The 26,119-nt window shown below is 72.7% G+C and carries 15 protein-coding genes and 1 riboswitch; of the genes, 7 read left to right on the top strand and 8 right to left on the bottom strand.

All coding sequences use genetic code 11. The features are described 5' to 3' along the window. Window positions 1-340 precede the first annotated feature (340 nt). A complete protein-coding gene (locus IE107_RS32760; RefSeq protein ID WP_189547995.1) occupies window positions 341-898 on the bottom strand; it encodes a MarR family winged helix-turn-helix transcriptional regulator in 558 nt (185 codons plus the stop codon). Between the two features lie 155 nt (window positions 899-1,053). Here IE107_RS32760 and IE107_RS32755 point away from each other — a divergent pair, with 155 nt between their 5' ends. Further along, a complete protein-coding gene (locus IE107_RS32755) occupies window positions 1,054-2,370 on the top strand; it encodes an MFS transporter (RefSeq protein WP_189547998.1) in 1,317 nt (438 codons plus the stop codon). Window positions 2,371-2,399: 29 nt separating this feature from the next. On the opposite strand, the gene IE107_RS32750 is transcribed toward IE107_RS32755, so the two are convergent. Together IE107_RS32750 and IE107_RS32745 are read right to left on the bottom strand one after the other, a co-directional pair. Further along, entirely contained in the window at window positions 2,400-4,178 is a 1,779-nt protein-coding gene (locus IE107_RS32750) for an ATP-binding SpoIIE family protein phosphatase (RefSeq protein ID WP_189547994.1), read from the bottom strand. 187 nt (window positions 4,179-4,365) lie between these two features. After that, window positions 4,366-5,844: an NAD(P)/FAD-dependent oxidoreductase gene (locus tag IE107_RS32745; RefSeq protein ID WP_189547993.1), complete on the bottom strand. Its 1,479-nt coding sequence runs from the start codon at window positions 5,842-5,844 to the stop codon at window positions 4,366-4,368. Window positions 5,845-6,183: 339 nt separating this feature from the next. Between IE107_RS32745 and IE107_RS32740 the strand changes: the two genes are divergently transcribed. Together IE107_RS32740 and IE107_RS32735 are read left to right on the top strand one after the other, a co-directional pair. Next, window positions 6,184-7,140: a TetR/AcrR family transcriptional regulator gene (locus tag IE107_RS32740; protein ID WP_189547992.1), complete on the top strand. Its 957-nt coding sequence runs from the start codon at window positions 6,184-6,186 to the stop codon at window positions 7,138-7,140. Window positions 7,141-7,603: 463 nt separating this feature from the next. Continuing rightward, on the top strand, window positions 7,604-9,604 hold the full coding sequence (locus IE107_RS32735) for a sigma-70 family RNA polymerase sigma factor (RefSeq protein WP_189547991.1): 2,001 nt from the start codon (window positions 7,604-7,606) through the stop codon (window positions 9,602-9,604). Here IE107_RS32735 and IE107_RS32730 read toward each other — a convergent pair. Further along, entirely contained in the window at window positions 9,591-13,076 is a 3,486-nt protein-coding gene (locus IE107_RS32730; RefSeq protein WP_189547990.1) for an ATP-binding protein, read from the bottom strand. The genes IE107_RS32735 and IE107_RS32730 overlap by 14 nt on opposite strands. 76 nt (window positions 13,077-13,152) lie before the next feature. Then, entirely contained in the window at window positions 13,153-15,264 is a 2,112-nt protein-coding gene (locus IE107_RS32725; protein ID WP_189547989.1) for an asparagine synthase-related protein, read from the bottom strand. 1,184 nt (window positions 15,265-16,448) lie between these two features. On the opposite strand from IE107_RS32725, the gene IE107_RS32720 reads away from it, so the two are divergent. The 4 genes from IE107_RS32720 (at window position 16,449) to IE107_RS32705 (ending at window position 22,038) form a co-directional block, all read left to right on the top strand. Next, window positions 16,449-18,149 (top strand): NsdA family TPR-like regulatory protein, encoded by a 1,701-nt coding sequence (locus IE107_RS32720; protein WP_189547988.1) that lies wholly within the window; start codon window positions 16,449-16,451, stop codon window positions 18,147-18,149. A 114-nt stretch (window positions 18,150-18,263) separates the two neighbouring features. Next, window positions 18,264-19,520: an L-2-hydroxyglutarate dehydrogenase gene (gene lhgD / locus IE107_RS32715; protein WP_189547987.1), complete on the top strand. Its 1,257-nt coding sequence runs from the start codon at window positions 18,264-18,266 to the stop codon at window positions 19,518-19,520. A 4-nt stretch (window positions 19,521-19,524) separates the two neighbouring features. Then, window positions 19,525-20,379, top strand: a complete 855-nt coding sequence (gene trmB, locus IE107_RS32710) for a tRNA (guanosine(46)-N7)-methyltransferase TrmB (protein ID WP_189547997.1) — start codon at window positions 19,525-19,527, stop codon at window positions 20,377-20,379. A gap of 117 nt (window positions 20,380-20,496) precedes the next feature. Next, on the top strand, window positions 20,497-22,038 hold the full coding sequence (locus IE107_RS32705; RefSeq protein WP_189547986.1) for a PrsW family intramembrane metalloprotease: 1,542 nt from the start codon (window positions 20,497-20,499) through the stop codon (window positions 22,036-22,038). Here IE107_RS32705 and IE107_RS32700 read toward each other — a convergent pair. From IE107_RS32700 to IE107_RS32690, 3 genes are all read right to left on the bottom strand, one after another. Then, window positions 22,019-22,963 (bottom strand): aldo/keto reductase, encoded by a 945-nt coding sequence (locus IE107_RS32700; RefSeq protein WP_189547985.1) that lies wholly within the window; start codon window positions 22,961-22,963, stop codon window positions 22,019-22,021. The genes IE107_RS32705 and IE107_RS32700 overlap by 20 nt on opposite strands. Before the next feature lie 214 nt (window positions 22,964-23,177). Beyond that, window positions 23,178-24,287: a M23 family metallopeptidase gene (locus IE107_RS32695; protein WP_189547984.1), complete on the bottom strand. Its 1,110-nt coding sequence runs from the start codon at window positions 24,285-24,287 to the stop codon at window positions 23,178-23,180. Between the two features lie 11 nt (window positions 24,288-24,298). Next, window positions 24,299-24,451: riboswitch (cyclic di-AMP (ydaO/yuaA leader) on the bottom strand. A 327-nt stretch (window positions 24,452-24,778) separates the two neighbouring features. Further along, window positions 24,779-26,044, bottom strand: a complete 1,266-nt coding sequence (locus tag IE107_RS32690) for a PP2C family protein-serine/threonine phosphatase (protein ID WP_189547983.1) — start codon at window positions 26,042-26,044, stop codon at window positions 24,779-24,781. Window positions 26,045-26,119 lie beyond the last annotated feature (75 nt).

Raw genomic sequence — 26,119 nt, 5'->3', positions numbered from 1 at the left:
CTTTCGCGTTTCCCTTTCCGGCGTTTCCGACTCTATCAGATCCTTTCGGGCCTGATTCCCAGTCAGCGGGGTTTGTCTTCCCGGCTGTTGGGCCGTTCCGACGTCCAAAACTCTAGCGGATTTTCCCGGCGACTCATAATCGAGTCCTCGAAATAAATTTCGGCATGCCAAAATTGTCCCGAGTGGGAGATCGTGCTGAGTTTTGGTTGCCGCATTCGCGGCGGGATCGGCTGTCGCAGAACCGTTCCGGCTCCGTGACAACTCGAAGAACCTTACGGATCGACGAGAGGTGTGTCAACCCGGCCAGGTCAAGCCTTTTTCCCACGTGTCGGACGCGAGATCAGTCCAGGTCGGTGAGGCGACCGCCGGCGTCCGGCTGGGCGTGCTCCACCCGACGCAGCAGGCGGATCAACATGTCGCCGAGGTTCCCGCGTTCATCGGTCGTGAGGTCCTGGAGCAGGTCCTCCTCGAAGTCGGTGGCCATCCGCATGGCCTCCAGCCACTTCGTACGGCCCTCGTCGGTCACTTCCACGATCACGCGCACCCGGTTGTTCTCGTCCCGGTCGCGGGTGACCAGACCCTCGCCCGCCATGCGGTCGATGCGGTGGGTCATCGCCGCGGGGGTGAGGCCCAGGCGCTTCGCCAGCTCTCCCGGGCCCAGGCGGTACGGGGCGCCGGCCAGGACCAGGGTCTTGAGGACCTCCCACTCGGCGTTGCTGATGCCGAGGGCGGCGAGCTGGCGTCCGTACGCCACGTTCATCCGGCGGTTCAGTCGGCCCAGGGCCGAGACGACCTGTTCGACCTGGGGGTCCAGGTCGCGGAACTCGCGCTGATAGGCGGCGATCTGCTCGTCGAGGCTCGGCTCCTGCGGTCCGGGCTGCTCGGTGGTGTCAGGCATGGCGGGCAGTATGGCACGCCCTCCAAAGCCGTCGAAGTCCTTCGAGCTGTATTGTTGAGGTTCTAACTTTAGTGCTAAAGTCTTCGGGTTCGAGTCGTTCGGATGGCTCGGCATGTCGTTTCGAGACCTTGAGGTAGGTGAGTGTGACCAGGGAGATGGGTGCAGCACTGCGGCGGATCCAGCTGGGCAGCGCACTGAGCGCGTTCGGGCTGGGGTTCACCGTTCCGTATCTGTACGTCTATGTGGCACAGGTACGTGATCTGGGTGCTGGCACCGCGGGAGTCGTACTGGCGGTCTTCGCCATGGCGGCGCTGGCCGTTCTGCCGTTCACCGGGCGCGCCATCGACCGGCGAGGGCCGCTGCCCGTGCTCGTCGTCGCCTCGGCCGTCGCTTCCCTGGGCGCCGTCGCGCTCGGCCTGTCGTCGGGCGTGACCGCCTCCGTGCTGTCGGCCGCGGTCCTCGGCGCCGGTACGGCGGTCATGCAGCCGGCACTCGCCACCATGCTCGTCCGGTGCTCCAGCACCGCCACCCGTACACGCGCCTTCGCCATGCAGTTCTTCCTGCAGAACCTCGGGCTCGGCGTCGGCGGGCTCGTCGGCGGGCAGATCGTCGACACGAACCGGCCGGAGACCTTCACCCTGCTGTTCCTCATCGAGGCCGCGATGTTCGTCGTGCTCGGTGTCATCGCCTCCACGGTGCGGCTCCCCCGTACGCCGTCCTTCTCCGACGCCAGGCCGTCCGACGGGTCCAAGGCGCCGGGCGGGCTGCGGGCGCTGCTCTCGCACCGGGCCATGGTGCAGCTGTGCGTGCTGGGCTTCGTGCTGTTCTTCGCCTGCTACGGACAGTTCGAGTCCGGGCTCGCGGCGTACGGCACCGAGGCCGCCGGGATCCAGCCCTCGACGCTCGGGATCGCGCTGGCCGCCAACACCGCCGTCATCGTCGTGGCGCAGTTCGTCGTGCTGCGGCTCGTCGAGCGCCGCCGACGCAGCCGGGTCATCGCCGCGGTCGGTCTGATCTGGGCCTTCGCCTGGATCGTGGCCGGATATGCGGGGCTCGGGCACGGCAGCCAGACCATGGCGACGGCCGCGATGATCTCCACGTACGCACTGTTCGGGCTCGGCGAGTCGATGCTGTCGCCGACCGTGGCCCCGCTGGTGGCCGATCTGGCGCCGGAGTCGATGGTCGGGCAGTACAACTCCGCGTTCGCCCTGTGCAAGCAGCTCGCGCTGGCGGTCGGTCCGGCCGTGGGCGGGCCGATGGGGGCGACGCTGCACGGCCCGTACATCGTGACGTTCGTGCTGTTCTCGCTGGGCATCACGGCGCTGGCGCTGCGGCTCGGCCGACGGCTCACCCCCGTGCAGGACCAGCCCTCGCTGGAGACGGTGCCGTCCAGGGTGGTGGCCGTGTCACTGCCGGATGCCGAGGCGGGCTCCGCCTCCGCTTCCACCTCCACGGCTGCCGCTGCTCGCTGAGCAGCCGGGCCCCGTCCCCGACGGGGCCCTCACTGCGGCAGGGCGAATTCGCACCAGACCGCCTTGCCGCCGCCCGGTGTGCGGCGGCTGCCCCAGGACGAGGCGATCGTCGCGACGATGGAGATCCCGCGGCCCGCTTCGTCCGCCGGTTCGGCCCGGCGGCGGCGCGGCAGGTGGTCGTCGCCGTCGGTCACCTCGATGATCAGCCGCCGGTCGGTGCGGCGCAGGCCCAGGCGCATCGGCGGGGTGCCGTGTTTGAGGGAGTTCGCGACGAGTTCACCGGCGGCCAGGACGCCCAGGTCGCAGAGGTCGACCGGGAACCGCCACGACGTCAGGACGCCGGTCGCGAAGGCGCGGGCGCGCGGGGCCGCCTCGATACCGCCGAGGAGATCGAGCGAGGCGTTGTGGAACAGCTCCGCGTCCGCCCCTGTGCGGGCCGGGTGCTGGACCACCAGCACGGCCACGTCGTCGTCGTGTTCCGCGGTGACGCCGAGGGAGCGGATCAGCCGGTCGCAGACCACCTGTGGTGAACCCTTGGCGCCGGACAGGGCGCGTTCCAGCGCGGCGACGCCCTCGTCGATGTCCTCGCTGCGCCGCTCCACCAGGCCGTCCGTGTAGAGGACCGCGGTGGAGCCGGGCGGCAGCGGGATCGTGCCCGAGGTGTGGATCCAGCCACCGGTGCCGAGCGGCGGTCCCGTCGGGTCCTCGGCGCGGAGGACCGTGCCGTCCTCCTGGCACACCAGGATCGGGAGGTGGCCGGCGGAGGCGTAGACGAGCCGGCCCTCGTTGGGGTCGTGGACCGCGTAGGCGCAGGTGGCGATCTGGCTGGCGTCGATCTCGGCGGCGAGACCGTCCAGGAGCTGGAGCACCTCGTGCGGCGGGAGGTCGAGGCGGGCGTAGGCCCGTACGGCCGTACGGAGCTGGCCCATGACGGCGGCGGCCCGCACCCCGCGTCCCATCACGTCCCCGATGACCAGAGCGGTGCGGCCCGCGCCGAGGGTGATGACGTCGTACCAGTCGCCGCCGACCGCGGCATCGGTGCCGCCGGGCTGGTAGGTGGCGGCGATCCGGAGGTCGTCCGGCTGCTCCAGTTCCTGCGGGAGCAGGGAACGCTGGAGGGTGACGGCCGTTTCGCGGTGGCGGCGCTCGCTGGCCCGGAGCCGTTCGGCCGCTTCGGCGTGGTCGGTGACATCGGCGGCGTACACGAGCACGCCGCTCTCGCCCCCTCGGTCCCTCCCTCTGCCCTTGTTGTTCCTGCTCTGCTTCCTGAGGCTGTCCCTGTCGCCTTCGTCTTCTCCCTCGCCGTCCCTGTCCCGGTGTACGGGAGTGCAGGTGACGGTGTACGAGTTGCCGCTGCGGACCTTGCGGGACTTGACCGTGCGGGGAGTGCCGCTGCGCAGGACCTGGTCCATGAGGGGCAGCAGGCTGAGCTCATGGAGCTCCGGCATGGCTTCGGCGGCCGTGGCACCGGCCGGGCGGGGCCCGAAGGCCGCGGCGTAGGCGTCGTTGACGTACGCGATCCGGTGGTCGGGGCCGTACACCAGAGCCACCAGGCCGGGCAGCTGGCCGAGGATGTCCCGGGCGGAGAGATCCTCCGGAGTGGGGCCGCCGGGCCGGGGGGCCTCGCCGCGCGAGTCGTCGCGGGGACCGTGACCCGTCCCGCCGTGCGTGTCGCCGTCCGGCGGGCGGGGCCCGGTCTCGGACTGTGCGTACTCGGCGCGGGCCGGGGGCACGGAACTGCGGTCGTCCCGTGCGGCGGCGCGGCGCTGCGTTCCGGGTAGGCGGGCGCTCCAGCGCGTGAAGTTCACGGAATTTCTGGCCTCGTGTGTCGGTCTGGTCCGCTCTCGCGGGCTGCTCACTGTCGGTCACTGCCGGCCGGGTCACTCTGTGCAGATGTGGGCCCACCTATGGTCACACGTCCAGTGTGGCGGACCGAACTGACTGTCGTCGGTACGGCCCGCCCCCGGGCGGGTGCAAGGGCGGTTCGACGGTCCGTCAGCCGCCGTGCGACGGCGGGCCGTCGGGCCCGGAGGGAACGTCCGGCCCCGGCGAGTTGCCGGGGCCCGGCGGGGTGTCCGGGTCCGGCGGGCCGTTCGGTCCGGGGCGTCTGCCGCCTGCGGCGAGCTCGAACTCGGCGCGCGGGTGTTCCAGCGAACCGAGGGAGACGATCTCGCGCTTGAAGAGCCCGGCGAGGGTCCATTCGGCAAGGACGCGGGCCTTCCGGTTGAACGTCGGGACGCGGCTGAGGTGGTACGTGCGGTGCATCAGCCAGGCTGGATATCCCTTGAGCTTACGGCCGTAGACATGGGCGACGCCCTTGTGGAGGCCGAGTGAGGCGACGGAGCCCGCGTAGCTGTGCCGGTACTCCTTGAGGGGCTCCCCGGCGATGGACGCGAGGATGTTCTCGGCGAGGACCTTGGCCTGGCGGACCGCGTGCTGGGCGTTGGGCGCGGTCTTCTCACCCGCTTGAGCCGCGGTCAGGTCGGGTACGGCCGCGGCGTCCCCGGCGGCCCAGGCGTGCTCGGCGCCCTCGACGGCGAGCTCCGCCGTGCACCTGAGTCTGCCGCGTTCGTCGAGCGGCAGATCGGTCGCGGCGAGGACCGGGGCGGGTTTGACGCCGGCGGTCCACACGAGCGTGCGGGTCGGGAGCCTGGAACCGTCGCTCAGGACGGCGATCCGGTCCTCGCAGGACTCCAGCCGGGTGTCGAGGCGTACGTCGATGTTGCGGCCGCGCAGCTCGCGGACGGCGTAGGTGCCCATCTCCTCGCCGACCTCGGGAAGGATGCGGCCGGACGCCTCGACGAGGATCCATTTCAGGTCCTCGGCCTTGATGTTGTGGTAATACCGCGAGGTGTAGCGGGCCATGTCCTCCAGCTCGGCGAGGGCCTCGACGCCCGCGTATCCGCCGCCGACGACGACGAAGGTGAGCGCGGCGTCACGGATGGCGGGGTCGCGGGTGGCGGAGGCGATGTCCATCTGCTCGATGACGTGGTTGCGCAGGCCGATGGCCTCCTCGACGGTCTTGAAGCCGATGCCGTGGTCGGCGAGACCGGGGACCGGGAGGGTGCGCGAGACGGAGCCGGGGGCCAGGACGAGTTCGTCGTACCCGATCTCGACCGCGCCGGTGCCGTCCTCCCCCGTGGCGAGCGTGGTGACGGTCGCCGTGCGCTTGGCGTGATCGATGTGCTGCGCCTCACCGATCACGATCCTGCAGTGCGCGAGGACGCGGCGCAGCGGGACGACGACATGGCGCGGCGAGATCGAACCGGCGGCCGCTTCGGGCAGGAACGGCTGATACGTCATATATGGCTCGGGGGTGACGACCACGATCTCGGCCTCACAGCTTCTGAGCCTCTGCTTCAGCTTCCGCTGGAGACGCAGCGCTGTGTACATCCCGACGTAGCCACCACCGATGACGAGAATGCGCACGCCCGGCGGGGGTCCTGGGGGTGTTCCCCCGGAATCTGAAGCCATCACCACCCCATGACGCAACGTGCTCAAGGGTTTGTCCACAGGCTCGGCAAATTGTGTGACCGGAGGTTTTGGGCGGGCGGCTGCCGCGCGACTCCGTGGTGGTGTGCAAGCCGCGCAGGTCAGGGGTCGGGGTGGGGGCATGGGGCGGGGGTCGAATCGGTGACCGACCGGTCCTTGCCCGGACCGGGGGGCGCTCCATGCGGAACTACCCCCTTCTGAATTGAGCCGGGCTCAACTATGTTCGTATGTCGTCGGGGTGCCGGGTGGGGACCGTCATCCGCTCCCTGACTCAAACGGCGGGAAGTCTCCGGGGGGAGACGTCATAACCGGGGGAAAGTTATGCACATTCAGGATTCTCATTGGCCGTCCGCTACTGCGGTTTCGCCCCATCCGTCCGACGGAACGGGACGAAACGGAGCGGTCGGAACGGTCGGAGCGGTCGGAACGGTCGGGGCGGCCTCGTCGACGAACCCGGTCGTCACGGCCGGGGTGAACGGGGCGGGTGGCGCGGCCGGAAGCGCCGGAGCGGCCGGGGCGAATGGCCGTACTGCTCCGCTCCGCGTGGACGCGCAGCGCAATCTGGAGCATGTCCTGCGGGCCGCGCGCGAGGTGTTCGGTGAGCTCGGGTACGGGGCTCCGATGGAGGACGTGGCGCGTCGCGCCCGAGTCGGAGTCGGCACGGTGTACCGGCGGTTCCCGAGCAAGGACGTGCTGGTCCGGCGGATAGCCGAGGAGGAGACCTCCCGGCTGACCGACCAGGCCCGGACCGCCCTCGGTCAGGAGGACGAGCCGTGGTCGGCGCTGTCGCGCTTCCTGCGGACGTCCGTTGCCTCGGGCGCGGGGCGGCTGCTGCCGCCTCAGGTGCTGCGGGTCGGCGTCGACGTCGATTCCGATGGCATCGGTGACAGCAGCGGCGACGGCAATGCCGATGGCTCGACGGCCGTCGTACCGGGCTCGGTATCGGTTCCGGGCAGTGGCCGGGATGAGGTCCGGGTGCCTCAGCAGCGCCAGGGGGCGGGTCAGGCCGACCTCCGGCCGGACGACGAGCGGCCCGCCGCGGAGGCCGGTGCCGAGGACGACGACACGGGAGCCGGGGAGCTGCTGGAGGTGGTCGGCCGTCTGGTGGACCGGGCACGGGCAGCCGGTGAACTGCGCCGCGACGTGACGGTCGCGGATGTACTGCTGGTGATAGCGACGGCGGCGCCTTCGCTGCCGGACGCGGCCCAGCAGGCGGCCGCTTCGAGCCGGCTCCTGGACATCCTGCTGGAGGGACTGCGCTCCCGGCCGGTCGCCTGAGCGGAGTCCGCGGGATCGGCGAGATCGACGGAATGCGCGGGCGGGCGCGGCAGTGTGTGCTGCCGCGCCCGCCCGCGCGTGCCGACGCGCAAGTGCATTGAAGAACGGCTGAGCCCGCCGGCGTGGTCGTGGGCCGATGTGGCCCGTTTCGATGGGGTCGCGATCGACGGCCCGTCATGGCCCGACCAACCTCCGCGACCGTCGTCCACGACCGCCGCTCCCGCTGCCGAACCCGTATCACCCTATGGCCGCACGCCTGCCGCCCCCGAATCGCGCACTGCGGCTGCGACTCGGCCGCGCGAAAGCATTTGTCGAGCTTTCCCCGAATGGAGGGCCTTTAGTACTCACATTCGGAAAAACGCCCCGGATGAGTGGTTGCGGGGGCTGAGGGTCCGACGTGATTGCGCCATGTGGCACGCTTGCCCGAAGTTCGGGTCCGACAGCGCATACGGGGGCTTCCGCGATGAGCGGTGACGGGCAGCAGGAAGAGTCCTTCGACGACGTCTCCGCCGTGGGCGGTGTCACGGAGGCCGGTGGTCCTTCCGCCCGGCAGGTGCCGAATCAGGCCGGGCCGGGGCGGTCGAGCGGTGACGCCGAGGGCGGCACCGTACTGCCGGGTCCCTGGTCGGCTCCGGTCGATCCCGGGGCCGACGCCGCGGTACCGATGCAGCGGGAGGGCGGCAGCACCGGCGCCACCGATGCCCCGGGCACCGCGCTCTCCGACGCCGATCTGATCCGGCAGATGCGCGACGGCGACGATCTCGCGTACGAGGAGCTCTTCCGGCGCCACTCCGACGCGGTGCGGCGCTACGCGCGCAGCTGCTGCCGGGACGCCCACACCGCCGACGACCTGACGGCCGAGGTCTTCGCCCGCACGCTGCAGGCGGTACGCCGCGGCAAGGGGCCCGAGCAGGCCGTACGGGCCTATCTCATGACGGCCGTCCGCCATGTCGGCGCCGCCTGGACCAAGACCGCGAAGCGGGAGCATCTGGTCGACGACTTCGCGGTGTTCGCCGCGCAGGCGGCCCAGTCCTCCCAGGTGTCGGACGCGGACACGCTCGATCTCGGCGCCGATGTGATGGCGATGCACGAGGCCGAGCAGTCGATGGCGATGCAGGCCTTCCGCAGCCTGCCGGAGCGCTGGCAGGCCGTGCTGTGGCACACCACCGTCGAGGAGGAGTCGCCCAGCGAGATCGCCCCGCTCTTCGGGCTGACCGCCAATGCCACGGCGGTGCTGGCCAGCCGGGCCCGTGAGGGCCTCAAGCAGGCCTACCTGCAGGCGCATGTGAGCCAGGCGCTCACGACGGGCGGCGACTGCGCGCGCTATGCCGACCGGCTCGGCGCGTACGCCCGTGGCGGGCTCCGCATGCGGGCCGAGCGCGGCCTGCGCGGACACCTGGAGGAATGCTCGAAGTGCCGGCTCGCCGCAGGCGAACTGGCCCATGTCAACGCCGGGATTCCCGCGCTGCTGCCGGTCGCGGTCATCGGCTGGTTCGCCGCCGGGTACGCGCTCAAGGCCGCCGGAATCGTCGCCGGCGGCGCGGCGGGAGCCACGGGTGCCGGTGTCGCAGCGGCGGCGTCCGGAGGCAGCTCCACCGGAGGTGCGGCCGGTGGCGCCGCGGCCTCGGAGGGGCTCGGCGCCCCGGCGAAGGCCGCCGTCGTGGCAGCGGTCGTCGTGACCGCGGCGGCCGGGCTGGCCTGGGCGCTGGTCGGCGACGACCAGCCGAAGCCCGAGGCCGGGCAGGTGGCGAAGCCGGCTGTCGTGGCGCCCCCGGCCCCGACGCCGCCCTCGCCGAAGCCGTCCGCACCGAAGCCGCCCGCGCCGAAGCCCGCTCCGCCGAAGCCGCCCGCGCCCCCCGCACCCACCCCGCAGCCCAAGTCCACACCCGAGCCGGCGCCCACCCCGACGCCGCCCTCGAAGCCCGCTCCCAGGCCGACGCCCCCCGCGCCGAAGCCCGCTCCCCCGGCGCCGCCCGCGCCCGCCACGCCCGAGACCCCCCCGACTCCGACGCCGCCCCCTCCCGCGCCGACCGTCTACCAGGTCAGCCAACTCGGCTACTCGTTCCTGGGCGACCACTCCGAACCGGAGGTCGTGCTCGGCGAGAGCAGCTGGGTCTGGCAGCGTTCCCATGTGTCGGTCGGCGGCACGACGTACGCGCACGGGGTGACCGTCAACAGCAATTCCTCGGTCACCATCCAGCTGAACAAGGAGTGCACGCGGTACGAGGCGATGGTCGGGATCGACGACATGACGATGGGGCTCGGCTCGGTGCGCTTCTCCGTCTTCAACGGCGACGGGACACGGCTGTGGCGGTCCCCGGTGATGAACGGCCACGACCCGGCCGTGCCGGTGGGCGTCGGTATCGCCGGTCAGGAGCGGATCCGGCTGGTGGTCGAGCGCGCCCGGCCCGGTGGCGTCATGGCCCTCGCCTCCTGGGCGGATTCGAGGATCAGTTGCCGGTGAGCCGGTCCGGGGCTAGGCCGGAGGTGAAGCCCGGCAGCTCCGCGGGGCGCGGGGCGTCCGGGCGCTCCAGGGCATCCGTGCACCCCGGCGCTTCCGGAAGCTCCTCGGTGATGCGGGTCAGGAGCTCGATGACGTCGTCGACGGTCAGTGCGCGGCCCGCGGCGCGCTCGGCCTCGTACAGCTGAGGTCCCAGCTCCTCGCGCGCCTGCCGCTCGGCCTCGTCCACCTCGGCCTGCTGCGCCTCGGTCCTGGGCCCGAACAGGCGCCAGCCGTCCGCCGCCGCCAGGACCCGTACCGCGGCCCCGGGCCGGCCCACCATCGGCAGCACGGTCGCCACGCAGTCCGCCAGGTGCCCGGTGACCAGCTCGGCGCACTGGGCGTCCCGCGCCCCGCGCAGCGCCGCCGTCAGACCTCGCACGCCCGCCGCCGGACCACGATCGGGTCCCGGCTCGTGCACCGCGATCCGCGCGGCCAGCCCCTCGACCACCGCGCTGAAGTGCGACGGCGGGCTGCCCTGCCCGATCGCATGCGCCGCCTCGGTGACCAGTTGCCGTGCCCGGACGATCTCACCCCGCTCCAGGGCCGCGGTGGCGCGCAGGAAATGGACGTAGGCGCGGGCGTCGTGCACCTGGTACCGCTCCGCCTCGCTGTCCGCCGCGGTCAGGGTCCGCTCGAAGTCCGCCATGTCCCCGGTCCGGTAGGCGAGTTCCGCGAGGCGGGCGAGGAGGAACGGCGCCTCGGCATGCGCGCCGACCTCACGGGAGAGCAACAGTGCCTCCTCGTACGCCGTCCGGGCCTGCGTGAACCGTCCCCGCATCACGCCCGCCTCCGCGGCCGCGCTCGCCACCTGCGCGCGGATCCAGCGGTCGCCGACGCGGCGGCTCAGCTCGCGCAGTTCCGCGAGATCGGCGTCGACGCCGGGCATGCCGCCCGGCATGTCGACGACCATGTGGGTACGGAACATCAGGGCGAGGCAGTACTCCCAGGCGCCGCCGTGGGTCCGGGTGTTGTCGACCACCGAGTCGATCAGCGCGTGGGTTTCGGTGGTCGTCCGGCTCGCGAACAGGGCCATCGGCCAGAGCATCCCCGGGAAGCGGGCGGACTGCGGGCCCGAGGTCCTGAACGCCTCGGCCACCCGGTCCATCACTGCCCGGAAGCGATCGTCACCGTGGACGGCCTCGGCGGGCCCGGCCTCCACGGCGAGGAAGTACCGCAGCATCTCCAGATGCATGCGCGGCCAGTAGCGGGGGTCGCCGGAGCCGGTCGGCTCCGGTCCCAGTGCCACGGCACGTTCGGCCCAGGTGAGGCCCTCGGAGCGGAAGTTGCGCAGCCACCAGAACCACCCCATGCCGAGAACCAGCCGTACGGCTTCCGCTTCGGCCGGGGCGGCGACGACGGTCCGGTGCAGGGCGGCCCGGATGTTGTCGAGGTCCGTCTCCAGGCGTTCGATCCAGGGCAGCTGGTCGCCGGAGCGGATCAGGGGCTCTGCCCGCTCGACGAGCGCGAGGAAGTACGCGGTGTGCGCGTTCGCCGCGGCGGCACGTATCTCCGGGACCTCGGCGGCGCGTTCGGTGGCGTACTCGTGGATGGTCTCCAGGAGGCGGTAGCGCATCTCGCCGGTGGCGCTCGGGCTTGCCACGACGAGGGACTTGTCGACGAGGGCGCCGATCAGGTCGGCGGTGGAGAGCCGGGCGGGGTCCGGCCCGGGGCTCGTTCCCGCGGTGACGACGGCTTCCGCGGCCCGCAGGTCCCAGCCGCCCGCGAAGACGGAAACCTGCCGCAGCGCCGTGCGTTCGTCCTCGTCGAGGAGGTCCCAGGACCAGTCGACGACGGCACGCAGCGTCTGCTGGCGCGGCAGTACGGTCCGGCTTCCACCGGTCAGCAGGTGAAAGCGGTCGTCGAGCCGGTCCGCGATCTGGCGCGGACTGAGCATCCGCAGCCGGGCGGCGGCGAGTTCGATGGCGAGTGGCTGCCCGTCCAGCCGCCGGCAGATCTCGGCCACGGCCTCCGCATCGCGCCCGGTCTCCTGCCCGAGGTCGAATCCGGGGCGTACGGCGCGTGCCCGCTCGGCGAACAGCCGGTGGGCGGGGTCGGCCGGGAGCGGGCCGACCGGGCGTACGGATTCGCCGGGCACGCCGAGGGGTTCGCGGCTGGTGGCGAGGATCCGCAGCTGCGGGCAGTGGACGAGCAGGGTCTCGGCGAGGGTGGCGGCCGCCTCGATGACGTGCTCGCAGTTGTCCAGGATGAGCAGGAAGGGGCGGATGCGGGAGCAGTGCTCCAGGTGCTCGACGAGGAGCTCGGTCGGGTCCGTGCGCGGCTGCTGCCCGTCGCGGTTGTTGTCGCGCAGGAGGGCGGTCTCGCGCAGCCCGAGAGCGGAGAGTACGGCTCCGGGTACGTCGGCGGGATCGTCCACGGGGGCGAGTTCGGCTATCCAGGCGTCCGTGCCGGACACTTCGGGCGTTTCGGCCGTGGGAGCCGGCCGGCCCCCGGGCGCGGCGGCCTCCTCGGCGAGCCGGGTCTTGCCGGAGCCACCGGGGCCGGTGAGGGTGACCAGGCGGGACCGGGCCAGATCGGCGCGTATGGACCGCAGTTCCGGCTCGCGCCCGACGAACGAGGTCAGCCGGGGCCGCAGATTGCCGTGCACGACGGCGGGGCCGGACACGTCGAGCGGACGCTGCGGGCGCATCGCCACCGGCCGCGCCGCCGACGCGGACGACACCGGTGACGGGGCGAGCAGCTCCCGGTGCAGCGCGGTCAGTTCCGGGCCGGGATCGGCCCCGAGACCGTCGGCGAGGGCCCGGCGGGCGTCCTCGTAGGCGGCCAGCGCATCGGCCTGGCGGCCCTCGGCGCGCAGGGCACGGATCAACTGGGCGCGGAAGCGTTCGTCGTAGGGGTGGGCGACCGTCAGCTCCATGAGCTCGGGCACCAGGGTCCCCGGCCCCGCGCCACCGCTGTCCGGGCCCGTCGCCGCGCACTGCAGGTCGGCCTCGATACGGCGTTCCAACGCGGCCAGCCGGTGGCCCTCGGGGCGCAGGCCGTGGCCGTGGTCCCGGTCCGGCAGATCGGCCAGCGCGGGGCCGCGCCACAGGGCGAGCGCGGTACGGAGCGTGCGCGCGGCGGCCACGGGGTCACCCGCGTCGAGCTCCTCGGCCCCCTGGCGGGAGAGCCGCTCGAACACGTACAGGTCGACCTCGTCGGGCCCGGCCGCCAGGTGGTAGCCCCCCTGGGTACTCGCCACCGCGTCCCTGCCCAGCAACCGGCGCAGCCGGCCCACCAGGGCCTGGAGCGCGGCGGGAGCGTCGTGCGGCGGGTCCGCGGCCCATACGTCGTCGACCAGATCGGCGACGGGGACGGGGCGGCCGGCGCGCAGCGCGAGGGCGGCGAGGAGAGCGCGCAGCCGCGTACCGCCCACCGGCAGGGCACTGCCGTTCTCGTCTCGCGCCTCGGTGACGCCCAGGATCAGATACCGCACCGGGCCATTGTGTCCCGCGACGCGGCGAGCGTCCCGTGCCCCGGCCGCGGGGCAGCGGCTGTATCGCCTCCGGCTCCTACCGTTGCAGTGTCCGCCTTGCTGGTACGACACCGCCCGCGACCGCGCGCTGGCGGGGCGCCGCCGTGCCCGTCCAGCAGGTGCCGCGCCGCGACACGAGGCGGCGGAGCCAGAGCTCCGTGGACGCCAGGTGCGCGAGGCCGTCCAGCGGGAGCGGTTCGCCCTCGGAGGCCGCGCGCAGGGCCTTGCGTACGACGCGGGCCTCGACCAGGCCCGCGTCGGCGAGCAGCGGGGCGTCGAAGAGGGCGATCAGCTCCGGGAGGGCGGCGCGCAGACCGGTGCGGGCGGTCGCGTTCGACGTGGCGAGGGAGGGCGTGCCCCAGCCGGGCGGCAGCTCGTGGACCCCCGCGCCGGCGAGCACCCGGCGCAGGATCGCGGCTCGGGCGCCCGGCTGCACCCGGAGCGATTCGGGCAGCGCGCGGGCGGCGCGTACGACCTGGTTGTCGAGGTACGGGGCGTGCAGCCGCTGGCTGCGGTTCTCGGCGGCCTGCTCCAGGATCCGGTGGTCGGCGGCGTACCGGGCCAGGGCCGCCCTGGCGCGGGCCTCGCCGGGGCGCTGGACGGAGACGGGGCGGACGGCCGCCTCCTGGAGCCGGACCGACACCTCGGCGAGCGCCTCCCCGGTGAGCCAGCGGGCGGCGGGACCGGGGCGTGACCAGGCGAGGGCGGCCAGTGAGGCGTCGGCGGGGGTGTCGAGGTCGGGGGCGTTCCGGTTGGCGTCCGGCAGCCGGTCGGCCGCCGCTTCCAGGCCGGTGCGGTACGACGTACGGGACAGGCGGCGGGCCGCGCGGTAGACGGTCAGCGGCACGAACAGGGAGTGCGCGCTGGGGCCCTCCGCCTTGGCGAGCGCGGCGACCGGGCGCAGCAGATGGCGTCGGCGACGGTCCATCAGCAGATCGGCGAGGCGCGCCGGGTGGGCGTCCAGGACCTGCCGGGCGCCGCCGCCGACGAAGTGGTCGGCGCTGCCCGACGCGAGGCGCCGGCGGTGGCGCTCGGCGACGACGAGCGAGGGAGCGGGTTCGTCGGTGAGCGGGCCGCCGCCCAGGTCGGCGTAGGGCAGTGCCTCCTCCCCCGCCGCGACGACCACATGGTGCAGGCGCGGGTTGGCGGCGATGACGCGGGCGCGTTCGAGTTCGTCCTCGTGTCCGTGCACGGTGAGGTCGTTGAGGGTGACGGCGAGCAGCCGCTCCCCCGCTTCCGTGCGGTGGCCGAGGAGGGTGCCGGGCAGGCCCGGAAGTCCGGCGGCGAGCAGGGCGAGGGTGGCGGAGGCGCTGCCTCCGGACAGGTCGGCGCCGATGCCGGGGACCGGTGCGCCGCGGGCGGCGCGCCGGTCGGCGGGGCCCATGCCGGGGACCGGGCCCGGGTCGGGCGGCAGGGTCTCGGGCGCGTGGCGCGGGGCCAGGAGTCTGGCGCGTACCGCTTCGACGAGCGCGTCGCGTACCCCGTCGACGGCGCTGACCGGGTCGAGCTGGGGTGCGGCGACGGCGAGGGAGGCCACCGCCTCGTAACCGGTGATCTCGCGCGAGCCCTCGCGGAGGATGAGCGCGTGGCCCGGCGGGATGCGCTTCACGCCGGCGTACGGGGTGCCGTCGCGCAGGGCCTCCGGGGTCTCGGGGCAGGCGAGCAGGGCGGCCAGGTGGCCGATGTCCAGCTGGGCCTCGATGAGGTCGGCGAGCGGGAGCGCGGCGGTGGCGTACGCCGTGCCGCCCGCCCAGGGGGTGTAGAAGACGGGGCGGGCTCCGGCGAGGTCCCCAATGACGGTGATCCGGCGGCCGATCTGGACGACGGTGGTGTAGCTGCCGGGCCAGGAGGTGAGGTGGCGCAGGGCGCCGCCGCGGGCAGCGAGGAGGCCGGAGCGCAGCTGCTCGTCGGAGGCGCTGCAGCAGCCGAGGACGGCCATCCGGGCGGTGGGCGCGCCCTCGGTGGTCTCGACGGTGGTGATCCGGACCTCGTCGGGGCGCCAGTCGCCCACCGCCCAGAGCGGATCCGGGTCGCCCCACAGGAGTTGGGAGCCCACGGGGTGCATCGTGCGCCCCTCGTCACGGGGACCGACCGCACCGGCCGTGCCGAAGCTCGCGGCGATACTGCTCCATCCCACCAACCAACGCATCGCCGCCTCCACAGGCTGTGGACAAAACGGCGCAGCAGGGCAGTTTCGGGAGAACTCCGGTAACGCGCGGCACCGTTGCGAACATGCTGCCACGACAACGGCGCACAGGAGGGGCTACGCAGGGCGCACGTCGGAAGGGCATGCGCCCCTGGCAAAGGCCGGACGGAACGGAGGGTCGGCAGCGGGCCGGACCGGGCACGAGCGGTGCACACCGGGCAGCTCCTGAGGCGGAACGGGCCCGAGCAGAGCCCGCACCGGACGCCCCAGCAGTCAACTGCCATACCCGCCGGGCGCGTTGACTTCCCCGCACGGACGGGATCAACCAGCCGAAATCCAGCCACCTGTGAATCATCCACGAGCCGCCCGCGGGCCGTCGGCGGTCGACTGCCGGACGGTCGACACGATGTCCGCGAAACGGACGGCCCAACCTCGGACGACCGACGACATTCGGCCATTCTCAGGGCAGGTTGAAACCCCGCACCGGCCAACTCGCCACAACAGAAGTCCGCTTTCGCCCCACTTCATTCCACGGATCTTCCCGCACACCTCCGGGAACCCCCGGGCAGCCGGGACCGGTCTCCACCTGGACCGCCGACGCACAGTCCGGGAGGCGTCGTTCACCTCCCGGACCGGTCCGCCGCCTGCGGGGAATGAGGCGGCAGTGTCCCCCAGCCCACTGAGTCCTGTGCAGTGGGCCGACCCACGCAGCACCCATGGAAACGCTTCCGGAACGGCCCGACGAGAGCGCACGGCCGGGCGCACGGCCACACACCAGGAGCACGTACGGGGCTCCGCGCGCGGCGCCGGCACCCCGCACGAACAGGGCTTCCGCATACCGTTCCCGTGCGCCGTCGAGCCGCTTCGCGGGACCGGTCCACCCGGTGACCGGAGCGCGCGCGGACCGCCTCCGATCCGCCTCCGATCCACCTCCGGTCCGCGTCCGAACCGCCTTCCGCGTCCGCACGGACAACAATCCCGCCATACGGACGTCTGCCCCTTAACGGTAGGGATGCGGCGAACTACGCTGGGTTTACTGAGGTTCTCTGCAGGAGGCATATTCCTCGGGGCTCGGCCATATGCGTGTGCGGCCGGAGTGCCGGGGCCCGTCGCTGGGGAGGACACGGTACGAATGCCGCGCGCCGCAACGGTGACGCGGCGGCCGTCTGTGTGTCGAGGGGTGGCGCATGTCCAGGGAGCAACGCGGACCGAACGAGAAGCTCGGAACCGTTCTCGCCCTCGCGGGAATCAGCAACGCCGGGCTCGCCCGGCGGGTCAATGACCTCGGGGCGCAGCGCGGTCTGACACTTCGGTACGACAAGACCTCGGTGGCCCGGTGGGTCTCCAAGGGGATGGTGCCGCAGGGCGCCGCACCCCATCTCATCGCCGCGGCGATCGGCGCCAAGCTCGGCCGGCCGGTCCCGCTGCACGAGATCGGGCTCGCGGACGCCGATCCGGCGCCGGAGGTCGGGCTGGCCTTCCCGCGCGACGTGGGCGAGGCGGTCCGTTCGGCGACCGAGCTGTACCGGCTGGATCTGGTCGGGCGGCGGGCGGGCGGCGGCGGGATCTGGCAGTCGCTCGCGGGCTCGTTCTCGGTGAGCGCGTACGCGACCCCCGCGTCCCGCTGGCTGATATCCCCCGCCGACGCGACGGTGGCACGGGACGCGACAGCGGTCGGTACCACCGCCCCCGACACCCAGGGCGCACGGGGCGCACAGGGCGGTGCAGAGGCGCAGGGCCCGTCGGGCAGGGCGGCGAAGGCCGCGGAGCCGGCGCCCGCCGCACCGCCGGCAGCCGGGGTGCGGTCGGGGCCCGGCGTCCGGGACGCGCTGAACGCACAGGCGGCCCGGTCGGCGCTGGGCACCCTGGGAGCACTGGGCACGCGGCAGGCGCCCTCCATCCCCGTCCAGCCGCACCCCGAATCCGCGGCCCCGCCCGTCCCCGTCACCGCCCCCAGCGACATCTCCCCGCTGCGGGTGGGCCACAGCGATGTCTCCAAACTGCGGGAGGCGGCCCAGGACGCCCGGCGCTGGGACTCCAAGTACGGCGGCGGGGACTGGCGTTCCTCCATGGTCCCGGAGTGTTTACGGGTCGACGCCGCGCCACTGCTGCTCGGCTCGTACAGCGACGAGGTCGGCCGGGCGCTCTTCGGCGCGGCCGCCGAGCTGACCAGGCTCGCCGGGTGGATGGCCTTCGACACCGGTCAGCAGGAGGCCGCGCAGCGCTACTACATCCAGGCGCTGAGACTGGCACGGGCCGCGGCCGACGTGCCTCTCGGCGGCTATGTCCTCGCGTCGATGTCGCTGCAGGCGACCTACCGCGGCTTCGCCGACGAGGGGGTCGACCTCGCGCAGGCCGCCGTCGAACGCAACCGGGGTCTCGCCACGGCCCGCACCATGAGCTTCTTCCGCCTGGTGGAGGCCCGTGCCCACGCCAAGGCGAACGACGCGGCCGCCGCGGGCTCCGCGCTGAAGGCCGCCGAGGGCTGGCTGGAGCGCTCCAGGGACGGCGACGGAGACCCGTCCTGGCTGGGCTTCTACTCGTACGACAGGTTCGCGGCCGACGCGGCGGAGTGCCACCTCGATCTGAAGGCGCCCAGGCAGGTGCGGCGCTTCACCGAGCAGGCACTGTCCAGGCCCACCGAGGAGTTCGTCCGCTCGCACGGACTGCGGCTCGTGGTGTCGGCGGTGGCCGAGCTGGAGTCCGGCAATCTGGACGCCGCCTGCGCCGCGGGCACCCGGGCGGTGGAGGTGGCGGGCCGCATCTCCTCGGCACGGACCACGGAGTACGTGCGGGATCTGCTGCACCGGCTCGAACCGTACGGGCACGAGCCGCGCGTCGCCGAGCTGCGTGAGCGGGCCAGGCCGCTCCTGGTGGCTCCCGCGTAGCGGGAACCCGACGTGCCGGGAGCCGGGCCGTAAAGATTGGGCGCCACGCTGGGCCGCGCTGGTTTGAGTGCGTTGTCAGTGGGTCAGTGCACTATCGGGGTGGGAGGTGGCGTGATGATGACGCACGCGGCGTACGACTGCGACGTGCTGGTGGTCGGCGGCGGGATCGTCGGCCTGTCGACGGCGTACGCGATCACGCGCACCGCTCCCGGCACCCGGGTGACGGTCCTGGAGAAGGAGCCCGGTCCGGCCCGGCACCAGACCGGACGCAACAGCGGGGTGATCCACAGCGGTATCTACTACCGCCCCGGCTCGCTCAAGGCCCGCTACGCGGTGCGCGGCGCCGCCGAGATGGTCGACTTCTGCGCCGAGCACGGCATCGCGCACGCGGTGACCGGCAAGCTGATCGTGGCGACCGAGCGGTCCGAGCTGCCCCGGCTGCACGCCCTGGTCCAGCGCGGCCGGCAGCACGGGCTGCCGGTGCGCGAGCTGGGCCCCGCCCAGATCACCGAGTACGAACCCCGGGTGAGCGGCCTCGCCGCGATCCGGGTCGGTTCGACCGGGGTCTGCGACTTCGCGGCGGTCGCGGCCCGCTTCGCCACCGAGGTGAGCGGCGCCGGCGGAGTGATCCGCTACGGGGCGGAGGTCACCGCGATCGACCGGCGCCCCTGGGGCGTGGCGGTGCGTACGGCGGACGGCGTGGTGGTGCGGGCCCGGGTGCTGGTCAACTGCGCGGGGCTGCACTGCGACCGGGTGGCGCGGCTCGCGGGCGACGATCCGGGGATGCGGATCGTGCCGTTCCGCGGGGAGTACTACGAGCTGGCGCGGCCGGAGCTGGTGCGCGGCCTGGTCTATCCGGTGCCCGATCCGGCGTTCCCGTTCCTCGGGGTCCATCTGACCCGGGGCCACGACGGCGGCGTCCACGTCGGACCGAACGCGGTGCCCGCACTGGCCCGCGAGGGGTACGGCTGGCCGGTCGTACGCCCGCGCGAGCTCGCGGACACCCTGGCCTGGCCCGGCTCCTGGCAGATCGCGCGCAGACACTGGCGGTACGGGGCGGGCGAGGTACGCCGCTCGCTGTCGAAGCACGCGTTCACCCAGGCCGTGCGGCGGCTGCTGCCCGAGGTCGCTGAGGCCGATCTGAGACCGGCCCCGGCCGGGGTGCGGGCCCAGGCCGTGCTGCGGGACGGCACCCTGGTGGACGACTTCCTGATCCGCGAGGCCCCGCACACCGTCCACGTACTGAACGCGCCGTCGCCCGCCGCCACGGCCTCGCTGCCCATCGGGCGGGAGGTGGCACGCAGGGCGCTGCTCCGGGCGCGGGAAACGGGGTGGAGGCCGCCCGCCGTAGAATCGGGGCATTGTGTCTGAGCCCATGAACCCCTCCGAGAGTCCCGCCGGGAAGTCCACCGAGAACGACTCCTCGTCCGCCGCCGGGATTCCGTCCGCCGCCGGGATTCCGGACGATCTGCGCGCCGCCTCCTTCGAGCGGCAGCGCAGGCTGCGCCAGGAGCCGCGCTTCCCGGGCGGGCCCGCCATCGACCCGGCCGGTTCGCACCACGAGCGCCGGATCCGCAGCTTCCAGCCGCGCCGCAGCCGTGTCACGCCCGGCCAGGAGGACGCCCTGCTGCGGCTCTGGCCGAAGTGGGGCCTGGACATCGACGGACAGCGCGTCCTCGACCTGCCCGAGCTGTTCGACGGGCTCCCGGTCGTGCTGGAGATCGGTTTCGGGATGGGCGAGGCCACCGCGCAGATGGCCGCCGCCGACCCCGGCACGGGCATCCTCGCCGTCGACGTGCACACCCCGGGCCAGGGCAATCTGCTCGGCCTCGCGGACCGCAACGGCCTGTCCAACATCCGGGTGGCCAACGGCGACGCGATCATCCTGCTGCGCGAGATGCTCAAGCCGGACTCGCTGGACGGGCTGCGGGTGTACTTCCCCGACCCGTGGCCCAAGAAGCGCCATCACAAGCGGCGGCTGATCCAGCCGGAGTTCCTCGATCTGGTGGCTCAGCGGCTGAAGCCGGGGGCAGTGATCCACTGCGCGACCGACTGGGAGCCGTACGCCGAGCAGATGCTGGAGGTGTTGACCGCGCACCCCCTCTTCGAGAACACCGTGGCGGACGGCGGCTACGCGCCCCGTCCCGCGTTCCGGCCGCGGACCCGGTTCGAGGGGCAGGGCCTGGACAAGGGCCATGTCGTGCACGACCTGCTCTTCGCCCGCAGCTGAGACCCGCACGCGGCCCCGGCCCCCGGATCCCGGTAACGGCCCGGTCCCCATGGCCGGCGGGTGGGCGCGGGCGCCCCATGGTCAGGTGTCAGTGCTGCTGGTTAGGGTCATTGCGTGATGTCCGACGGGTCTGTCCAACAGCGGCATTCGCAGCCGGCCGTCCCGCTTCTCGAGGAGCAGCGGGTCGGCGAGATCCTGGCTGCCGTGCCGGAGCGCAGGCACTGGCGCTACCGACCGCGCCGCGTCGGCATGGTGTGGCGCAGCCGGACGTTCCGCCTCGCGGCCGTGTTCACGGTGCTCGCGCTGTGCGGTCTGGCGATCCTGGCCCTGGTCCGTGACCAGACGGGCACTCAGGGTTTTCTCGTCGGCCTCGGTCTCGCCGTACTGCCCGTGCCGCTCCTGATGGCGGCCTTCCGCTGGCTGGACCGGGTCGATCCGGCCCCCTGGCGGAATCTGCTGTTCGCCTTCGCCTGGGGTGCGTTCGCCGCAGCCCTGGTCGCGATCCTCGCGAATTCGTTCGCGACCCGCTGGATAGCCACGGCCACCGCCGACCCGTCGAACGCCAACACCCTCGGCGCCACGGTCATAGCGCCGGTCGTCGAGGAGAGCGCCAAGGCCGCTGCGGTCCTGCTGATCTTCCTGTTCCGAAGACGGGAGTTCACCGGGATCGTCGACGGCGTCGTGATCGCCGGCATCACCGCGAGCGGCTTCGCCTTCACCGAGAACATCCTCTACCTGGGCAACGCCTTCGGCGAGGACCAGCAGATCGGCACCTCGGGCGTCGTGTCGGTGACGGCCGCGACGTTCTTCGTACGGGCGGTGATGTCTCCGTTCGCGCACCCGCTCTTCACCGTGCTGACCGGCATGGGCTTCGGGCTCGCCGCGGCCGGTTCACGGCGCCGGCGCGTCCGCCGCGTCGTGCTGCCGCTGCTCGGGCTCGTCCTCGCCATGGGCATGCATTCGCTGTGGAACGGCTCGGCGGTCTTCAGCCCGTACGGCTTCTACGCCGTGTACGGGGTGTTCATGGTCCCGGTCTTCGGCCTGGTGACCTGGCTGGCGATCTGGTCGCGCGTGCGGGAGCTGCGTACACTCTCCGCCGAGCTGCCCGCCTATGCGGCGGCCGGCTGGCTGACCCCGGCGGAGCCGCTCGCCCTCTCCTCGATGCGGGCCCGCGGCCTGGCCCGCGACGCGGCCCGCCAGCGGTACGCCGCCGAGGCCGGGGGGATCCGGCAAAGCCCTTACGGCCCCGCGCCCAGGCCCTCCGCCCAGGCGAGAGCCACGGCGAAGGCCCACGGGAAGGCGGCCGCGCAGGCCGTCGCCGAGTACGAGTCGTTCGCGACCTCACTGGCCTCGCTGCGCCTGCGGGCCCGCCGGGGCGCGACCGGCCCGGACTTCGCCGAACGCGAGCTGGAGCTGCTGCACCACCTCTGGCAACGCAGAGCGGTGGCCGCCCCCGCCCTGGCCTACGCGGCCCAGGCAACGGGCCGCCTGCGCCCCGCGTACCCACCGCCCGCGTGGACGGCCCAGCCGCCGCACCCGCAGTACGCCGGCTACCACCACGGCTACAGCCCCGGCCCCGACTACAACCCGTACCTGCTGCCGCGGCAGCAGCCGCCTCACGCGGCACCAGACCCTGTCGTCAGGCGGATGCCTCGGTGAGCTCGGCCAGCTGCTGCTCGGTCAGGGAGAGGTCCGCGACGGCCACCAGCGCGGGCAGCTGCTCGACCGTGCGGGCCGAGGCGATCGGGGCGGCGACGGTCGGCCGGGAGGCGAGCCAGGCCAGCGCGACGGTCGCGATCTGCGCGTCGTGCTCCTGGGCGACCTTGTCCAGGGCGGCCAGGACCTTCTGTCCCCGCTCCGAGTCCCGGTACTTGCTGACGCTCTCGGCCCGCGCGCTCTCCACCGTGACGCCCGGACGGTACTTGCCGGTGAGGAAGCCGGAGGCCAGGGCGAAGTACGGCACGGCGGCGAGCCCGGCGCGGGCGGCCGTGTCCTGGAGTTCGCCCTCGTATGTGTCGCGGGAGACCAGGTTGTAGTGCGGCTGCAGGGCGACGTAGCGGGCCAGCCCCTCGCGCTCCGAGAAGTCCAGGGACGCCTGGAGCCGCTCGGGGCTGATGTTGGAGGCGGCGATCTCACGGACCTTGCCCTCCTTCACCAACTGGTCGAGGGCGGTGACGATGTCCTCGACCGGGACGGACTCGTCGTCGAAGTGCGTGTAGTAGAGGTCGATGCGGTCGGTGCCGAGCCGGCGCAGCGACGCCTCGGCCGCGGCCTTGATGTTGGCGGGCGCGAGCCCCTTGTACGAGGGGTGGGTGGAGACCTTGGTGGCGACGACGATGTCCGCGCGGTCGGAGCGGGAGGCGAGCCACTTGCCGATGACCGTCTCCGACTCCCCGCCCTCGTTGCCCGGCACCCAGGCGGAGTAGCCGTCGGCGGTGTCGATGAAGTTGCCTCCGGCCGCGACATAGGCGTCCAGCACGGCGAACGACTGCGCCTCGTCGGCGGTCCAGCCGAAGACGTTGCCGCCGAGTGCGAGCGGGAAGACCTGAAGGCCGGAGGAGCCCAGCTTGCGAAGGGAAGTCATGAGTGGATCAACGAAATCCGGTGGGGGCGCTATTCCGGAGGATGCTATTCCGGAGCGTGCGCCCTTCCGGGTCCGGTGTTCCGGAGGGTCCGGCGTTCCAGGGGTCAGCTGTCACGGCTGCTCGCGCTCCGAGCGTGTGCTTGCAGCAGACCGGCAGCCCTGACGTCGGGGGGTGAGCGTCAAGGCTGCCGGGGTTCATCGGGGCGGTGTGACCTCAGGGGTTGAGACCCTTGCCGCGGAGCCAGGCCATCGGGTCGATGCCCGTGCCGTCGGCGGTGTGGACCTCCAGGTGGAGGTGCGGGCCGGTCACGTTGCCGGTCGCGCCGACCCGGCCGATGGTCTCGCCGGTGCTGACCTTCTGGCCGACACTGACGCCGATCGAGGACTGGTGGCAGTACCAGATCTCCGTGCCGTCCTCCAGCTCCAGCACGGTGCGGTAGCCGTACGAGCCGGCCAGGCCGGCCGACTTGATCGTGCCGCCGTGGACGGCCTTGATCGGGGTGCCGGTCGGGGCGGCGAAGTCGAGGCCGGTGTGGTGGCCGGAGGACCACATCGAACCGGCCTGGCCGTAGGTCGAGGTGATCGTGTACGAGAAGGTCGGGAGGGCGTAGCTGGCGGCGAGCTTGGCAAGCCGCTCGGCCTCCGCCTTCTTCCTGGCCTCCTCCTCCGCCTTCTTCTTCTCGGCGGCGGCCTTGGCCTCGGCCTCGTCCTGCTGCTTCTTGGCCTCGGCGGCGGCCTTCTCCGCGGCTTCCTTCTCCTGCGCCGCCTTGGCCTCGGCGGCGGCGGCGTCCTGCTGCTGCTCGGCCTGCTGGAGGATGCGGGCGCGGAGCGCCTCGCCGGCGTCCGTCGTGCCCTGCTCGACCTCGGCGGTGGTGATGCCGGCGGTGGTGAGCGGAGCGGCGGCGGCCGCGACCTCGGCCTTGTCCGCCTCGGACTCGCCGGAGAACAGGGAACCCATGCCGGGAAGCGACTTGGCGTCGGGGAGGTTGTCCGCGATGGAGTCGGGCACGGAGATGGAGACCGGGGGCTTGCCCTGCGCGGTGGCCATGCCGCCCGCACCGACCGCCGCGATGACGCCGACGCCCAGCACCGTGGAGCTGCGGGCGAGTCCGTTGCGCTGCTTGGCGACGCGGTGCCTGCCGCGCACCGGGCGGACCGACTCCTCGGTGGGGTTCCACTCGTCCCAACCGCGTTCCGGCTCAGCGTTGTTGCCGTCGGTGCGGAGGTCGCCGCCGAACTCGCCGGTGAACTCGGCGCCGTAGCCGGTGCCGTAGTCGGGATGGAACCTGGACGGGGCTTCGGGGGCAGGCTTGTTGGACGCCACGGGGGCGCACTCCTTTCCTTCCTTCTCGCCTACCGGGTTAGCTGACGGGTTCGGAGCAGGAAGGTCTCCTACGGGCCCCTCTGTCTCTCACAAGACACAGGTGTCCGATTCACCCCATGTAGGTGGTTCCCCGGTTCCCTTGCGGAATTCGGCGCTCGCGCACGGTGCCGCCACTGACGACGGCTGGGACGACCGCGCTGCGTTATCGAACGTTAATAGACACCAGGGCCGTATTCCAAGCCGTTCCCACTGATCGTTCACGTCTTTGGCCTGGACTTTACGGGACACAGGCGGCCGGAATAGGACGAGTTGACCGCCCCTCAGCCATTACCCCGTTTCTGACATTGCGTCAAATGTTATGCGGAGCGGCGCCTCTCGATTACGCACGGTGGCATCGATTCCGCATCACGAACTCCGCATCACGCATTCCGCGCCGCACCTCGCACACTCCGCACCGCACACTCCGCCCCTCACCTCACGCACTCCGCCCCTCACGTCGCCTCCGCGCCGACGATCCGCACGGTCCTCCGCCGATCCGGCTGCCCCTCCGCGGGACGTACGACCGCGAGCAACGCCATGTCGTCGGTCGACTCACCGCCCGTGTGCAGCCGCACGTCATCGGTCAGCGCGGACAACAGCTCCTCGGGCCCCGGGAAGACCCGTCCGCGCAGCCGGGCCGCAGGATCGTAGAAGACCCCCTCGGCGTTCCGCGCCTCGGAGAGCCCGTCCGTGTAGAGGAGCAGGGTCGTGCCGGCCGGCAGATCCCACTCGTCCGTCCGCTCCGGCCACACCCCCAGGGACATTCCGAGCGGCAGCGCCGGAACGGAGGGCTTCAACACCTCCAGCGCCCCGTCCGGGTGCAGCAGGATCGGCTCGGGGTGACCGCGGTTGACGATGCGCACCCGGGCCGACCCGGGCGGGATCTCGGCCAGCACGGCCGTGATGAAGCCTTCGAGCACGTCGAGCCCGCCCCGCCGCGCCTCCTCCCGCGCCAGCGCCCGCTCCAGCCGCCCCGCCACCCCGGCCAGCGAGTGCTCCTGCTCGGCCGCCTCGCGGAACGCCCCGATGACCACCGCCACCGTCTCCACCGCGTCGAGCCCCTTCCCCCGCACGTCCCCGACCACCATCCGCACCCCCCACGGCGTGTCCGACACGGCGAAAAGGTCACCGCCGACGAACTCGTCCGCCTGCGCCGCCTCGTACCGTGCCGCGATCTGCAGTCCGCCGGTCCGGCTGTCCGGCTGCGGCAGCACCGCGCGCATCGCCGTCTCCGCGACGAACCGCGCGGAGGCCAGCTGCTCGTTGCTGCGCCGTACGACCCCGTTGATCACCACCGCGAGGACCGAGACGGTGGCCAGGGTGAGCAACTCGATCAACGGCACGGCTTCCGGCAACGTATCGCTGGACAGCCGCAGCGCGATGACGGCCAGTATCGAGGCGACGGCGGTGCGGATGGTGCTGGCCAGCGAGAAGAACGGGGCGGCGATCAGCGGTGCGGCCACGAACAACGGAATGGCGGTGAAGGTCGGCGGGGTGAGTGCGTCGAACAGCAGCCCGCCGAGAATCATCAGGGCGGGCAGCGCGCGTACGAACTGCCGGGTTCCGCTCCCTGCGTGCTTGCCGCGCCGCTTCTCCCGCTTCCACACCGCTTCCACAGCCGTGGTCTCCTGCCCGGTACGCGCGCGGCTGCGGACGGTACCGCGCCCCACCCCCAGGCTCAGCGGAGCGGAACGGGTCGGCGACTTTGCATCGGCCATTGGGGGGACGCGTACGGTGCTGCAACGCGCAACGAATCGGGCCCGGCACGCGATGTGCGTGCCGGGCCCGATCTC

The organism is Streptomyces gelaticus (assembly GCF_014649535.1).
Classification (GTDB): Bacteria; Actinomycetota; Actinomycetes; order Streptomycetales; family Streptomycetaceae; genus Streptomyces; species Streptomyces gelaticus.
This window is presented reverse-complemented; position numbering and strand designations above follow the sequence as displayed.